Source organism: Microterricola viridarii, from assembly GCF_001542775.1.
GTDB lineage: Bacteria > Actinomycetota > Actinomycetes > Actinomycetales > Microbacteriaceae > Microterricola > Microterricola viridarii_A.
In genome coordinates this window covers 2099672-2113790 of the sequence record NZ_CP014145.1, presented here as the reverse complement: position 1 = coordinate 2113790, position 14119 = coordinate 2099672, and the positions used below count along the sequence as shown (strand labels likewise).

The window sequence follows — 14119 nt, the reverse complement described above, 5'->3', positions numbered from 1 at the left end:
GCGACGGAGGCTGGGCAAGCGCGCGGCTGCGTAGAATCTGAGGGTGATACTTCAGGGCTTGTCTCATGCGCTTTCGCGCGCCGCCACATTCGAAGCGGCCCTGGCCGAGTACTCCCGCGATGCCGACTTCTCGCTCGCCGAGGGCCTCAACCCGCCGCTGCTGGCCGCACTGCTCGAGCGGCGCCGCGAGGCGGGCAAGCCGCCCGTGCTGTTCATCATCACGGCGACCGGGCGCGAGTCTGAGACGCTGCGCTCCAACCTGGCCGCCTATGTTCCGGATGCCGAGATCGTCGACTTCCCGGCGTGGGAGACGCTGCCGCACGAGCGGTTGAGCCCGAGCGCGGAGATCGTCGGCCGCCGCCTGTTCGCGCTGCGCCGCATGCGCACCTGGGCCGAGGAGTGGAGCGCGGCCGACACCTCGGCGGCGCCGCATCCGCTCATCGTCGTCGCCTCGGTGCGGGCAGCCCTGCAACCGGTCGCCGACAACCTCACCGACTTCGAGCCGATCGAGCTCGTGGCCGGCGGACGCGGCTACCAGCTCGGCAAGCTCGCCGGAGCGCTCGTCGACCTGGCCTACACCCGCGTCGACATGGTCACCCGGCGCGGTGAGTTCGCCGTGCGCGGCGGCATTCTCGACGTGTTCCCTGCTGTGGCGGAGCACCCGGTGCGCGTCGACTTCTTCGGCGACGAGATCGAGCAGATGCGCGCCTTCTCGGTGGCCGACCAACGCTCGCTGCCGGACGCCGTTGGCAGCGTGCTGCTGCCGCCCAGCCGTGAGCTGCTGCTCAGCGAGCAGGTGCGCCAGCGGGCGCGCGAGATGCAGCACGAGTTCCCGAGCCTCGCCCAGATGTTGGCCAAGATCGGCGAGGGTATCCCGGTCGAGGGCATGGAGAGCCTGGCGCCCGCGCTCGTCGACAAGCTGGTGCCGATGACGGACTACCTGCCCGATGGCGCCGCCGTCGCGGTACTCTCGCCCGAGCGAGTCGCCAGCCGTGCGGTCAGCCTGGCCGAGACCAACCGGGAGTTCCTCTCGGCGGCCTGGAGCGCGGCGACCTTCGGTGCAGAGACCCCGATCGACCTGGCATCCGGCGACTTCCTCACCCTGAACACCGTGCGCGATGCGGTGCGGCTGGGCGCGCCGGGGCACAAGACGCCCGACCACCCGTGGTGGACCTTCTCCGTGTTCGATTCCGGGGATGCCGCGGTTTCGACAGGCTCAACCAGCGAGATGGATGACGCGGCGATCGCCGAGCTCGTCGCCGACCTCGAGGTCGGCACGACGGTGCGGGTGCAGAGCCAGACCGTGCCGAGCTTCCAGGGCAACGTCGGCGGCGCCATCGAGCACGTCGCCGCCCGCCTGACCGACGGTTGGAGCGTGGCGATCGTCGCCGGCGGGCACGGTCTGGTGCAACGCGCCAGCGATGTGCTCGCCGAGCGTGGGCTGGCCGCCCACATCGTCGACGCGTTCCCCGCCGAGCCGGATGCCGGCGTCGCCTACCTGGTGCAGGCCGAGGCCGCGCACGGCTTTGAACTGCCGCATGCCAAACTCGCCCTGATCAGCGAGAGCGAGTTCTACGGCCGCGCCGTCGGCTACGACTCGCGCCAGGTCAAGAAGCTCGCCAGCCGGCGCAAGAACGTGGTCGACCCGCTGCAGCTGGAGGCCGGCGACCACGTCGTGCACCAGACCCACGGAATCGGCAAGTTCATCGAGATGACCCAGCGCACTGTCGCGGCGGGCAGCAGGCCCAAGGGTCCGTCCCGCACGGCGGGCATCGCGGCGGCACCGACGATCGTGCGCGAGTATCTGGTGCTGGAGTTCGCGCCGTCCAAGCGCGGCCAGCCGGGCGACCGGGTCTATGTGCCCACCGACCAGCTCGATCAGCTCTCTCGCTACGTCGGCGGCGAGGCGCCCGCGCTCAGCAAGATGGGCGGCAGTGACTGGGCCAACGCGAAGAACAAGGCTCGCAAGGCGGTGCGCGACATCGCCGTCGAGCTCGTCAAGCTGTACTCGGCGCGGATGGCGGCCAAGGGCCACGCCTTCGGACCGGATACGCCCTGGCAGCGCGAGCTGGAGGAGGCCTTCCCCTACGCGGAGACTCCCGACCAGCTGCAGACCATCGACGAGGTCAAGGCCGACATGGAACGGCCCATCCCGATGGACCGCCTGCTCTCTGGCGACGTCGGCTTCGGCAAGACAGAGGTCGCCGTGCGCGCGGCGTTCAAGGCGGTGCAGGACGGCAAGCAGGTCGTCATGCTCGTGCCGACGACGCTGCTCGTCAAGCAGCACTTCGAGACGTTCCAGGAGCGCTTCGCCGGCTTCCCGGTGCACCTGCGGGCGCTCAGCCGGTTCCAGACCGACAAGGAGTCGGCCGAGACCATCGCCGGCCTGCTCGACGGCACCGTCGACGTCGTCATCGGCACCCACCGCTTGTTCTCCAGCTCGATCATCTTCAAGGATCTGGGCCTCGTCATCATCGATGAGGAGCAGCGCTTCGGCGTGGAGCACAAGGATTCGCTGAAGAAGATGAAGACCAACGTCGACATCCTGGCGATGAGCGCGACGCCGATCCCGCGCACGCTCGAGATGGCCGTCACCGGCATCCGCGAGATGTCGACGCTGGCCACGCCGCCGGAGGACCGGCATCCGATCCTCACCTTCGTCGGGCCGTACTCGGAGAAGCAGGTCGCTGCCGCGATCAAGCGTGAACTGCTGCGCGAGGGCCAGGTGTTCTTCGTGCACAACCGGGTGTCCAGCATCAACAAGGTGGCCGCGCAGCTGGCCGAGTTGGTGCCGGAAGCGCGCATCGCCGTTGCCCACGGCAAGCTCTCCGAGGCGGTGCTCGAACAGGTCGTCTCCGACTTCTGGGAGCGCAAATTCGACGTTCTCGTCTCGACAACGATCATCGAGACGGGCCTCGACATCGCCAATGCGAACACGATCATCATCGACCGGGCCGACAAGTACGGCCTCAGCCAGCTGCACCAGCTGCGCGGCCGCGTCGGCCGTGGCCGGGAACGGGCCTACGCCTACTTCCTCTACGACGAGAACACACCGCTCAGCGAGACCGCGCACGACCGGCTGGCCACCATCGCGGCCAACAACGAGCTCGGCAGCGGCATGCAGGTGGCTCTGAAAGACCTCGAGATCCGCGGCGCGGGAAACCTGCTCGGCGGCGAGCAGGCCGGGCACATCGCGGGTGTCGGCTTCGATCTGTACCTGCGGATGATCGGCGAGGCGGTGTCGACGTTCCGCGGCGATGTCGCGGAGGGGCAGACCGAGCTGCGGCTGGAGCTGCCCGTGGATGCGCACATCCCGGAGGACTACGTCGACAGCGAGCGGTTGCGCCTGGAGGCGTACCAGAAGCTGGCGACGGCGAGCTCGATCGCCGCCAAGGACGAGACCATCGGCCTCGTGCTCGAGGAGCTGACCGACCGCTACGGCGAACCGCCCGCGCCCGTGCAGACGCTGATCGAGGTGTCGAAGCTGCGTCGCCAGGCCCAGCGGGCCGGGCTCAGCGAGGTCGTCGCGATGGGGGACAAACTGCGCATCGCCCAGGCCACGCTGCCCGATTCGATCCAGGTGCGACTGCAACGCATGTACCTGGGGTCCCGCTACTTCGCGGCCCAGGGCGTGCTGTCGGTGCCGATGCCGGACCTCTCCGACAAGGAGAACCCGGATGCCGCGATGATCGGCTGGGTCAGCGACCTGCTGACGGCGATCTTCCCGCCGCCCATTGTGGTGCAGGAGAAGACGGCCGAGTAGCCCGGCGGGCTGCGCTTGCCGCCACCCGGAGCGCGTCGGGACCCCGTACGAGGCTCGGTTTCCCGTGGGAAACCGGGTCTCGATACGGCGCTGGCGCGCCTACTCGACCAGCGGGAAAAGACCGCTCGTTCGAGCCATTCCCGTTGGTCGAGTAGCGAGGGATGAGCGTATCGAGACCTCGTACGAGGCTCGGTTTCCCGTTGGAAACTGGGTCTCGATACGGCGCTGGCGCGCCTACTCGACCAGCGGGGAAAGACCGCTCGCTTGAGCCATTCCCGTTGGTCGAGTAGCGAGGGACGAGCGTATCGAGACCTCTCACGAGGCTTGGCTACCAGCGGGAAAGGGCGAGCCGGCGGGCGCCGCAGCCCGCGGCATCCGCCGGCCCGCTGGTTGAGCCTGTCGAAACCGCTAGAACAGGGGAGCGGACTCGGGCTCGGCCGTGTCGTGCGGGTGCGCGGCGATCTTGCCGGCGCGGTACTGGGCTGCGCGCCAGCTGACGAACGCCGCAGAGAAGACCATAGCGATGGCCGAGCCGAGCAGCACCGCGATGGTTCCCTCGTCGACAACCTCGTGGTCGCTGGCGAAGGCCAGCTCGTTCATCAGCAGCGACACGGTGAATCCGACACCGCCGAGGGAGGCCACCACGAGCAGGTCGCCGATCTTGAGCGAGACGCCGCCGAACTTGCTGGCGACGAGGCCGCTGAGCCAGCCGGCCAGGGTGATGCCGAGGAGCTTGCCGACCGGCAGGGCGACCAGGATTCCCCAGAAGGCGGGGCTCAGCTGGCTGACGCTCACCGCGGGGATCGCGACCAGCGCCGCCGAGAACGCGAACAGCGGCAGGATCAGCCCGTTCGAGTACGGTTCGATCGCGTGCACGGCGCGACCGCCCGGGCGGCGCGACATGACGAGGCCGAGCAGCACGCCGGCGATCGTGGCGTGCACACCGGACTGGAACACGAAATACCAGGTGAGCACCGCAAGCACCCACATCACCAACATGAGCGGCCACTGTGGCTTGCGCGACAAGATGTAGCTGGAGCGCGGTCGCAGCAGCCGGCTGAAACCGGAGAACAGCAGCAGGGTGACGGCCGCGTAGCCGAGGGAGCTCAGCTGCACGTCGCTGGTGAAGAAGAAGGCGATGATGAGGATCGCGACCAGGTCGTCAAGCACGGCCAGGGCCATCAGGAACACGCGCACCCGGGTCGGGATGCCCTTGCCGAAGATCGCGAGCAGACCAAGCGCGAAGGCGATGTCGGTGGCGGTCGGTACCGGCCAGCCGTTCTCCCAGCCGGAGCCAGCCGTGATCAGCAGGTAGATGCCCGCGGGAACGAGCACACCGCCGAACGCGGCGATGGCCGGCAGGGCGGCCTTGCTCAGGCTGTTCAGCTCGCCGATCGCGAGTTCACGTTTCAGCTCGACGGCCACGATGAAGAAGAAGATGGCCAGCAGGCCGTCGCTGACGAAGTGCCCGAGCGAGATGTCGAGGCCGAGCCACGGCAGCTCGATGTGGTCGGTCTTCAGGGTGAGCAGCGCGGGGCCGATAGCGCTGTTGGCGAGGATGAGGCCGAGGACGGCCGCCCCCAGCAGCAGCATGGCGGCGTAGCGTTCGGAACGGAAAATTGCCACAGAGGGCCCTCCAGATTGGGTTCGATCAACGTCGTTGAGCATTACTGCCCGCCGACCAGACTTCCCGGCTCACCGTGCTCCAGTTTAGTGGGCGGCGCGCGGAAGGCGAGGGGCATGGGTCGGCCGGGCGGGCGCCGGAAGGCACGAACATCGGCGAGATAGTGTCGAGGCATGGGGGATTCAGAGAGGCAGCCGGACATGGCACTGCCGCCACCCCGGCGCTGGCCGTTCTTCGCCGCGGCGGGGTATCTCTGTGTGGTGCTCGGCGTGGGGATCGCGCTCTTCCCCGCGGCGCCTGATCCGATGCCCGTGCACTTCGACGCCGCCTTCCAGCCGGACCGCTGGGCACCCAAGAGCCTCGTCGGCTTCCTGTCTCCGGTGTTCGTCGGTCTTGGCGTCGCCGCGCTGATGTGGACGCTTGCTGCCCTGATGCCTGTGCTCTCCTCGATCGGCGGGGGCCAGGGGCATCCGGCCCCGGGCGTGCAGTTATCGCCGCGGCCGCCCGCCGCGACGCGGACCGTGCAGCTCACCCGTCGCATGTTGGAGCGGCTCGCGCTGAGCGTGGCGCTGCTGATCGGAACGGTGGCGCTCCTCGGCTGGCTCGGCGTGCCCGACTGGGCCGCGCCCTGGGCGCTGGTCCTGCTGGTGGGCGGGTTTCTCGGCGTGCTCGCTTTCAGCGTCGTCGGCATCGTCGGCAGCGAGCGCTCCGCGAGCCACGGACTCGACGCATAGGCTGGTCGCATGAGTGAAACCGCCGCTGCCGCATCCGCCCCCTCGCCGACCGCGGAGGCCGCGGGCACGCCGCTGGATGCGCTCATCGCGACAGTGGCGCAGCTGCGCGGGCCGGGCGGCTGCCCGTGGGATGCCGAGCAGACGCACGCCTCGTTGGTGCAGTACCTGGTCGAGGAGACGCACGAACTCGTCGACGCGATCGAGGCCGGCGGCCGCGAGGAGATGATCGAGGAGCTCGGCGATGTGCTCTACCAGGTGATCCTGCACAGTGACATCGCCGAGCATACCGAGGGCGAGGCGTTCACCGTGCAGGATGTCGCGGCCACCCTCAACGCCAAGCTGATCGGCCGGCACCCGCACGTCTTCGGCGACGTCGTCGCCGAGACCTCTGAGGACGTGGTCGCGTTCTGGGACGACCTGAAGGCGGCCGAGAAGCCGGAGCGCACCAGCGTGCTCGACGGTATCCCGCAGGGCATGCCCTCGCTCGGCCTCGCCGACAAACTGCTCGGCAAAGCCACGAAGCTCGGCCTGATCGACAGCGACCCGGATGCGGGGATCCCCTTCGGCAGCGAGGACGAGCTCGGCTCGATGTTGCTGGCCATCGTCGCCAGCGCCAAGGCGCGCGGCCTCGACGCCGAGCGCGCGCTGCGCAGCACACTGCGCGACTTCCAGGCCGAGATCCGCGAGGCAGAGGGCGCCGAGTAGCACCGGGGACCGCGAGCCATCGGACGGTCGCGGCTCCCGCTGGTTGATCTGTCGAAACCCGCTCCAGGCCTCACCGCTGGCTCGCAAAAAACAGGATCAGGGTCGTTGCGGGCTCTGTAGCGAGGGTCGTCCTGCTCTGCTCCTGTGTTTCGCCTGGTCGCGTTCTGGCGGGTCATCCCCGGTAGCGAGCGGCCGGTGCATGACAACGCGCGGCCAGCGGGTGAGGCCGTGTGCCTCCTCAGCGCCGACGAGCGCCGTGAGCTCCAGCCCCCACTCACTCACGGCGAGCTCGACGAAGCCCAGCCGGGCGTAGTAGGGCGCGTTCCACGGTACGTCGGCGAAGGTTGTGAGTGTCAGCGCGGCGAGGCCATGGCCGTGCGCCCACTCCTCGACGGCCTCGATCAGAGCCGCGCCGATGCCTCGTCTGGCCGAATCCGGGTGCACGCTCACCTGCTCGATGTGCGCGTTCCCGTCCACGAGGCGCGCCAGCAGATAACCGACGACCGCAGTGCCGACGACCGCAGTGCCGACGACCGCAGTGCCGACGATTTCTGTGCCGTCGTCCACGGCCACCCACGCTCGGCCAGCCGCGCGGAACGACTCATACTCGTCGGGAGAGGGCGGTGCGTCATCCGCAATCGCCGACATTCCCAACGTGCGGAACCGCTCACCGGCGGCCGCCTCGATCTCGGCAAGGCGCGCGAGGTCGGCCGTCTGGGCTGGGCGGATCAGCACGAGAGTCCTCCGGGGTTTCGTCAGGCTCAACCAGCGGGCAGCGGGCAGCGGGCAGCGGGCAGCGGGCAGTGGGCAGTGGGCAGTGGGGAGCGCGGAGTGGGGAGCGGGCCGGGCGCTAGGCGACCCGGCTGCCGGTCGGGAGGCGCTTGGCCGGGGTATCGGTGCGCTTGACCGCCCAGAACAGAGCTCCGGCGCCAAGCAGCAGGTGGATGCTAAGGCCGACGAACCAGGACGGCACCGCGCTGTTGTAGATCTCCTCGGCAGTCGGGTAGTGCACTTCCTCGGCGTCGCGTGCGCAGTCGTCGTAGCTGCTGTTGATCTCCGGCGTCTGCTGCGCGGAGCGCACGCCGACGGCGATCCAGCCAAACAGGTCTTTCGGGTTGCCGTTCCCGTCGAACGTGCCGGGCGCGGCATCCGCCAGCACCACATAGGGGTTCGCCGCGAGCACGCCCCAGTAGAGGTCGAAGCGCGGCACCGATCGCACGGTGACCTCGGGGGTGGAGCAGGTCCACTCGTCGATGCCATTGTCGTTCAGATCCGTGCTGTACTCCCGTTGCGTCATCGTGAACGTGCCCTGCGTCTGCGTGGCCAACCCGGCCAGCCCGAACACGATCAGCGTGCCGACGCTGAGCGCCGCGATCACCAGATAGGTGGTGACGATCGAGAACAGCGGCCGCACCTGGATGCCGCTGAGGCCGACCCCGATCGCCGCGATCACGCCGAGCTCGAGCGCGAGCACAAGGGTCGACACCGCGATCGTGCCGAGCGACACCTGGCCGAGCACGACGGCGAACAGCAGGAACGGCAGGGCGGCGGCCAGGAAGGCGAGCGCCGTCAGCCAGGCGGCGAAGAACTTGCCGAGCACGAGCTGCCAGGTGCTGATCAGCGTCACCTGGGTGGTGGCCAGCACCCCGGAATCCCTATCCCCGTTGATGGCGTTGCCGCTGAGCGCCGGCGAGACGAGCGAGGCGAGCAACAGGACGAAGAAGATGATCGTCGAGAACATGCCGCCGCCGCCGGAATCGATCGCGTTCGTCGCGAACCAGAGCAGCACGGTGACGAGTCCGACGATCACGAAGAACACGCCGAGCAGCACGTACCAGGCAACGCCGCGCACCCTCTGGCGCAGCTCAAGGCCGATGATCAGCCGGACGCCGCCCCAGAAATCGGGCCCGGAGTCGGTCGTGGGGGTCGTTGGTGTCAGTGTCGCGCTCATGCGGCACTCCCTCCCTCGGTGCGGTTTAAGTCGAGGAAGGTGTGCTCCATCACGCCGACGGCCGGGCCGAAGTCGCTGATGGCGACGCCGGCGCCGACGAGCCGGGCGAGCGTGGCGGCCGCCTCGGTCTCGTCGGTGAATGCGAGCAGCGCGCCCACGTTGTCGAGGGCGACGCGGTCTGCAGGAAGCCCGATGCCGGCGATTGCAGATGCCAGCACCGACCGGTCCAGAGCGCGTACCCGCCACTGTCGCAGGCTGCGCTGCGCCCGGGCGATCTGCTCGGCGCTCGCCGTGACACCGCCGGACATGTACACGGCGGCATCCGCCATCTCGTCGAGTTCGGAGAGGACATGGCTCGACACCAGGATCGCGGTGCCCTCGCCGGCGAGGCGGCGCACGAGGGTGCGCAGATCGGCTCTGGCGGCCGGGTCCAGCCCGGAAGCCGGCTCGTCCAACAGCAGCACCGCCGGGTTGTGCACCAGGGCGCGGGCCAGGCTCAGCCGCTGCTTCTGGCCGCGGGAGAGCACGCGGGTGGGCTGTGCGGCGAGCGCTGTGAGCCCGGTGATGTGGAGCAGCTCGTCGGCGCGGAGCGCGGCCTCGGCGCGCGGCATCCGGTACAACCGGCCGGTGGTCTCGATGGCCTGGCGCACGGTGAGCGTCGGCCAGGCGCCGAGCACATCCGGCATCCAGCCCATTCGGGCGCGCACGGCGGCCGTGTCGTCGACCGGGTCGAAGCCGGCGATGCGGATGCTGCCGGCGTCTGGTTGCAGCAAAGTGGCGAGCATCAGCAGCAGGGTCGTCTTGCCTGAGCCGTTCGGGCCGATCAGCCCGGTGACCGAACCCGGGCTCACCTGCAGCGTGGCGTCGCGCACCGCGTGCACCGCCCCGAAGCTGCGGCTGACGCCGCTCACGTGGATTCCACCGGCCTGAATTCCGTTGGCCTGCATCCCTTCGGCGCTCAAACCCGCCGCTGTCCCATCGCTCATCGTGCCCCCATCGATTGCAGAATGTGCCTCAGGCTAGCCTGTCCTGCCTAGTAACTGCGCGAACGCGGCGGTAACGTCGCTGTCATGAGCGAGAAGACCTTCAACGAACTCCTGACCATCCAGATCGGCAACGAGTTTGCCGCCTCTCAGCAGTACATCGCGATCGCGGTGTGGTTCGACGGCCACGACCTGCCGCAGTTGGCCGCCCACTTCTACCGCCAGTCGGTCGAGGAGCGCAACCACGCCATGATGCTCGTGCAGTACAGCCTCGACCGCGGTCTGCCCATCACGATCCCCGGCGTCCCGGCCGTGCAGAACGAGTTCGCGAACGTCGTCGAGCCGGTGGAGCTCGCCCTCGCGCAGGAGAAGCAGGTGACGGGCCAGATCGAGGAGCTTTTCAAGGCGGCCCGCCGCGACGGCGACGCCCTCGGCGAGCAGGCCATGCTCTGGTTCCTCAAGGAGCAGGTCGAGGAGGTCGCCTCGATGAGCACGCTGCGCACCATTGCCGAGCGCGCCAAGGACAACCTTTTCGACATCGAGAACTTCGTCGCCCGCGAGACGATCGGCGACGGCGGCCTCGACTCCGACGCCCCCGAGGCGGCCGGCGGCGCCCTCTAAGCAGCGCAGCCGAGAGGTCAGGCCTCTCGAAAACACAGGTGAGCGTGTTCCCGGGCCCCGGGAACACGCTCACTTGTCATTTCGGCGCTGCTGCGGGGTCGGGCGCTGGCGCTGGTTTCACATCCGCGCCGGCGCGGTACTGGGCGACGGTGAACGGCACCGGGCCAAGGCCCGGCGCGATCGTCACGCTGAGCGCGGCCAGCACGAGCAGGAGGAGAGTCACCGGCAGCGCCCCGGAAGCGTTCACGGCCACGGCGGTGCCGACGGCGACGGCCGCTGCCACGGCATAACCGGCGCGCACCAGCAGCTCACTGCGGTACCAGTGGGCGACATCTGTCGGGGTGAGCCGCTCCCACACCGCGCGCCGCTCTGCCCGGGTCGCGTAGAGCGAGTTCAGCCACACCAGGAGGGCCGCCGCAAGAACCGCGGCCAGCAGGCTCGGCCAGAAGGTGAGCGCCGTCGCCTGCTCATTCAGGATGCCGTCGAGCGAGAGCCGGGCTGAGACCCCGAGCCACGCGAGCAGCCCGTTCACCGCGCCCGTGCCGGCCTGGAGCAGCGCGGCTGCGGCACCCTGCACCGCCGGGATCAGCGGGAGCATCGCCGCGATCACGAGTGAGAGGCAGAGGTTCAGCCCCCTGCCGCGCCGGATCAGCACGCTCTGCTGCACACTGCGGTGGGCGACATCCGCCTCTTCGAGGGGCAGCTCGTCGCCGAGTAGCGCCCGCGCAACGGGGTCGATCACCTCGGCGACGTTCGCCGAGTAGCTCTGGTGGTCGGTGAGGGGCATGCTCGTGTTGTGCACGGCATGCTCGGTCGGCCCGATCACGCCGTCGCCCGCCCCGAGCACATAGGAGCCCTTCCAGCGGAGCGCCCTGCTCGCGGCGAGGTCGCCGAGCGGGCCCGCCGCGAAGGGGTCCCAGATCGCCCAGTAGTTGTGCCAGGCGACGGCCTTCCCGTTCGGCCGCCAGCCGTTCTCCAACCAGTCGCCGACCGCCTTGCCCTCCCGTGCCAGACCGAAGCCCGTGCTGGGCAGGCCGAGCAGGGTGATCGCCGCGCCGACGGTGTGCAGCTGGGCGACGTCGAATTCCAACGGCTCCATATCGTCGAACAGTGTCTCTGCCGAGATCGCGGCACCCTCCGAGTGCGCCAGCACCATGATCTCTCCGCCCGCGGCCAGCATGCCGGCCGCCTCGGTGATGCGGTCGCGGACCGTGGCCCGCATCGCCGCGGCACGCACCGGGCGCTCCCGCCAGGTGCCGACATCGCCGACGAAGGCGACCAGGGTGTCGACGATGTTCTGCACATGCTTCTTGACGAAGGGGATGAGCAGGAGCGGACTGAGCAGCGGCAGCAGCACGGTCAGGAGCGCGCCCACCAGAACCAGAAAGACCGTGACGGCCGCTGTGAGCAGCGCCCCGAAGACGGCAAGCAGGGCCGAGAACCCGCGTCGGACGAGGCTGCGGGAGCCCGTCGGGGCGCTGCGGCCGCCAGGGTGGCCGCCGGTGCTGGCGCTGCCCGTGCTGCCGCTGCTGTGGGCGCTACCCACGCTCTGCAGGGCGGCCGTGCTCTCCGGGGCGGCGCCGAAGGATGGCACCCGTACCAGGGTGCGGCTGAACTGCAGCAGCATGCGCAGGAGCACACGCCAGAGGAACCGGCCGCCCCAGCTGAACACCTGGCCGCGCGTCATCGGAACGAAGGACTCCGACCAGCGGGCCTCGACGATGGCGATGCGCCGCCGGTGTCGGACGGCGGCCGGGTCGTCGACATTGTTGAGGTCGCCGCCGCTCCGCCAGGTTGCGTCGACGATGAGCCGAGGGGTGCTCGCCGCGGTCATCGTCGCGTCCAACACCGTCACGCCGGGTTCCCAGCGGTCCGTGGCCCGGGGTCGGTCCTGATGGCCGGCCGGTGGCTGCCCGGCGTACTTGGCGAGCCAGTCGATGCGGCCGAGCAACGGTTCCGCCCACTCCAGCAGGGTGCTGCCGGGTGTGGCACTGCCCATCCCGTGCACCACGACCAGGGCGACATCCGCGCCGACAGCGGCGGGGGTGAAGCGGGTGGATCCGGCCGTCGCCTCTGGCGCGGGGCCGCGCGGCGCGAGGAAGTCGGCGGCCTCGGCCCCGACCGGCGCGGGCGGCGGCGCGGCAAGCGGGTTGGCCTGGCGGGTGATGCGCATGGTGCCTCCCGGGCAGCGGGGCGGACGCGACGGTGAACGAACGGTACACCCGGGGCGCGCCTCCGGCCAGAGGGGCGAGCCCCGGCATCCGCCAAGAATCTGCTCGGCATCCGCTGGGCCGGCGCGCGGCGCGGGTGCGATCAGAGCACCCCCGCGGTGCTGGAAGAATAGGAGGCATGGCTCAACCTGTGACCCCGCCCCGCGGCATGCGCGACTTCCTTCCCGCCGACAAGGCCCGCCGCGAGCACGCGCTCGGAATCATCCGCGCCAGCTACGCCGCACACGGCTTCGACGAGATCGAGACGCCGGTCATGGAGGACTCCGCCCGGCTGCACTCCGGCCTCGGCGGCGACAACGAGAAGCTCGCCTTCGCCGTCATGAAGCGCGGCCTCGGCGCCGAAGACCTGGCCGCAGCCGCCGAGTCCGGCGACACGCTCGCCCTGGCCGACCTCGGCCTGCGCTTCGACCTGACGGTGCCGCTGGCCCGCTTCTACGCGACCCACCGCGCCGCACTGCCCGGCGTCTTCCGCTCGATTCAGATCGCGCCGGTCTGGCGTGCGGAGCGCCCACAGAAGGGCCGCTTCCGCCAGTTCGTACAGTGCGACATCGACATCATCGGTGAGGCCGGCCAGCTGGCCGAGATCGAGCTGATCGGTGCCACTGCCGGAACCCTCGACGCGCTCGGTCTGACCGGCTGCAGCATCCGGATCAACGACCGCCGCATCCTGCAGGCGCTCCTCGCGCACTGGGGCGTCGCCGACGGGCTCTACGAACGGGCGCTGATCACCATCGACAAGCTCGACAAGATCGGCACCGGGGGAGTGGCCGACGAACTGGCCGGGCTCGGCATCGAGGCGAACGGCATCGCGGCCACCCTCGACGACATCGCCAACGCCGGCTGGGAGCTGCTGGAGGGCGAGGTGCCCGCCTGGCTCGACCGCGAGGCCTACGGCGAACTGCTCGCACTGCGCGCCGCCCTGCCCGGCGTTGAGCTCGTCTTCGACCCGACCCTGGTGCGCGGCATGGGCTACTACACCGGCACGATCTTCGAGATCGCCCACCCCGATCTCGGCTACTCGCTGGGCGGCGGCGGCCGCTACGACGGCATGATCGGCCGATTCCTCGGCAGCGAGGTACCCGCCTGCGGGTTCTCGATCGGCTTCGAGCGCATCGTGGACCTGCTGCCTGCGGATGCCGCGAGCAAGGCCAACGCGGTCGTGCTCGTGCACGAGAAGGACGCCGACGCCGCACAGCTGATGGCCATCAAGCGCCAGCTGGTGGCATCCGGCACCCGGGTTCGGCTCGAGAAGCGCGCCAAGAACTTCAAGGCGCTGCTGGAGCGCGCTGAGGCCGACGGCTTCACCGGTTTCGCGCTGCTCGGCAACGATGTGACCGATGCCGGCGCCCTCGAGTTCAAGCCCCTCGGCGGCTGAGCGGCCCCGGTCACCACGCCCGGCCGTGGCCACCGACGGGTAACCGATCCGGTGGCCCGGCCGCTGCGTGAGTAGACTGGGCTTCGGATCACGACGGCGTTTTCCACATCCCATACCCCCTTACTCAAGGAG

General features: G+C 69.7%; 10 protein-coding genes. 5 read left to right on the top strand and 5 right to left on the bottom strand.

Annotated features, from left to right (window positions below):
* Window positions 1-43 precede the first annotated feature (43 nt).
* Window positions 44-3763, top strand: a complete 3720-nt coding sequence (mfd, locus tag AWU67_RS09760) for a transcription-repair coupling factor (RefSeq protein WP_067228347.1) — start codon at window positions 44-46, stop codon at window positions 3761-3763.
* 408 nt (window positions 3764-4171) lie between these two features.
* Here the strand turns inward: mfd and AWU67_RS09755 are convergent, their stop codons facing one another.
* Window positions 4172-5389 carry a Na+/H+ antiporter NhaA gene (locus tag AWU67_RS09755; RefSeq protein ID WP_082716900.1) on the bottom strand — a complete coding sequence of 406 codons (1218 nt, stop codon included), beginning with the start codon at window positions 5387-5389 and terminating at the stop codon, window positions 4172-4174.
* Between the two features lie 171 nt (window positions 5390-5560).
* Here AWU67_RS09755 and AWU67_RS09750 point away from each other — a divergent pair, with 171 nt between their 5' ends.
* Together AWU67_RS09750 and AWU67_RS09745 are read left to right on the top strand one after the other, a co-directional pair.
* Window positions 5561-6121, top strand: coding sequence for a DUF1648 domain-containing protein (locus AWU67_RS09750; RefSeq protein WP_082716899.1), 561 nt, complete (start codon window positions 5561-5563; stop codon window positions 6119-6121).
* A gap of 9 nt (window positions 6122-6130) precedes the next feature.
* The gene (locus AWU67_RS09745; protein WP_067228340.1) at window positions 6131-6826 is read left to right on the top strand and encodes a MazG family protein; all 696 of its coding nucleotides are present in this window, start codon (window positions 6131-6133) and stop codon (window positions 6824-6826) included.
* A 96-nt stretch (window positions 6827-6922) separates the two neighbouring features.
* Here the strand turns inward: AWU67_RS09745 and AWU67_RS09740 are convergent, their stop codons facing one another.
* From AWU67_RS09740 to AWU67_RS09730, 3 genes are all read right to left on the bottom strand, one after another.
* Window positions 6923-7561, bottom strand: a complete 639-nt coding sequence (locus tag AWU67_RS09740; protein WP_234407214.1) for a GNAT family N-acetyltransferase — start codon at window positions 7559-7561, stop codon at window positions 6923-6925.
* 115 nt (window positions 7562-7676) lie between these two features.
* Window positions 7677-8777, bottom strand: a complete 1101-nt coding sequence (locus tag AWU67_RS09735) for an ABC transporter permease (protein WP_067228338.1) — start codon at window positions 8775-8777, stop codon at window positions 7677-7679.
* Window positions 8774-9763, bottom strand: coding sequence for an ABC transporter ATP-binding protein (locus AWU67_RS09730; protein ID WP_234407213.1), 990 nt, complete (start codon window positions 9761-9763; stop codon window positions 8774-8776). The genes AWU67_RS09735 and AWU67_RS09730 overlap by 4 nt, the downstream gene beginning before the upstream one ends.
* Before the next feature lie 84 nt (window positions 9764-9847).
* Here AWU67_RS09730 and AWU67_RS09725 point away from each other — a divergent pair, with 84 nt between their 5' ends.
* Window positions 9848-10381, top strand: coding sequence for a ferritin (locus AWU67_RS09725; RefSeq protein ID WP_067228333.1), 534 nt, complete (start codon window positions 9848-9850; stop codon window positions 10379-10381).
* 76 nt (window positions 10382-10457) lie between these two features.
* Here the strand turns inward: AWU67_RS09725 and AWU67_RS09720 are convergent, their stop codons facing one another.
* A complete protein-coding gene (locus tag AWU67_RS09720) occupies window positions 10458-12554 on the bottom strand; it encodes a hypothetical protein (RefSeq protein WP_067228330.1) in 2097 nt (698 codons plus the stop codon).
* A gap of 176 nt (window positions 12555-12730) precedes the next feature.
* On the opposite strand from AWU67_RS09720, the gene hisS reads away from it, so the two are divergent.
* Entirely contained in the window at window positions 12731-13987 is a 1257-nt protein-coding gene (gene hisS, locus AWU67_RS09715) for a histidine--tRNA ligase (RefSeq protein ID WP_067228328.1), read from the top strand.
* Window positions 13988-14119 lie beyond the last annotated feature (132 nt).

Bases quoted from the DNA above. Each gene is read 5' to 3' on its own strand.
- AWU67_RS09750 (WP_082716899.1), top strand. From the start codon at position 5,561: ATGGGGGATTCAGAGAGGCAGCCGGACATGGCACTGCCGCCACCCCGG.
- AWU67_RS09745 (WP_067228340.1), top strand. From the start codon at position 6,131: ATGAGTGAAACCGCCGCTGCCGCATCCGCCCCCTCGCCGACCGCGGAG.
- AWU67_RS09735 (WP_067228338.1), bottom strand. From the start codon at position 8,777: ATGAGCGCGACACTGACACCAACGACCCCCACGACCGACTCCGGGCCC.
- AWU67_RS09730 (WP_234407213.1), bottom strand. From the start codon at position 9,763: ATGAGCGATGGGACAGCGGCGGGTTTGAGCGCCGAAGGGATGCAGGCC.
- AWU67_RS09725 (WP_067228333.1), top strand. From the start codon at position 9,848: ATGAGCGAGAAGACCTTCAACGAACTCCTGACCATCCAGATCGGCAAC.
- AWU67_RS09720 (WP_067228330.1), bottom strand. From the start codon at position 12,554: ATGCGCATCACCCGCCAGGCCAACCCGCTTGCCGCGCCGCCGCCCGCG.
- hisS (WP_067228328.1), top strand. From the start codon at position 12,731: ATGGCTCAACCTGTGACCCCGCCCCGCGGCATGCGCGACTTCCTTCCC.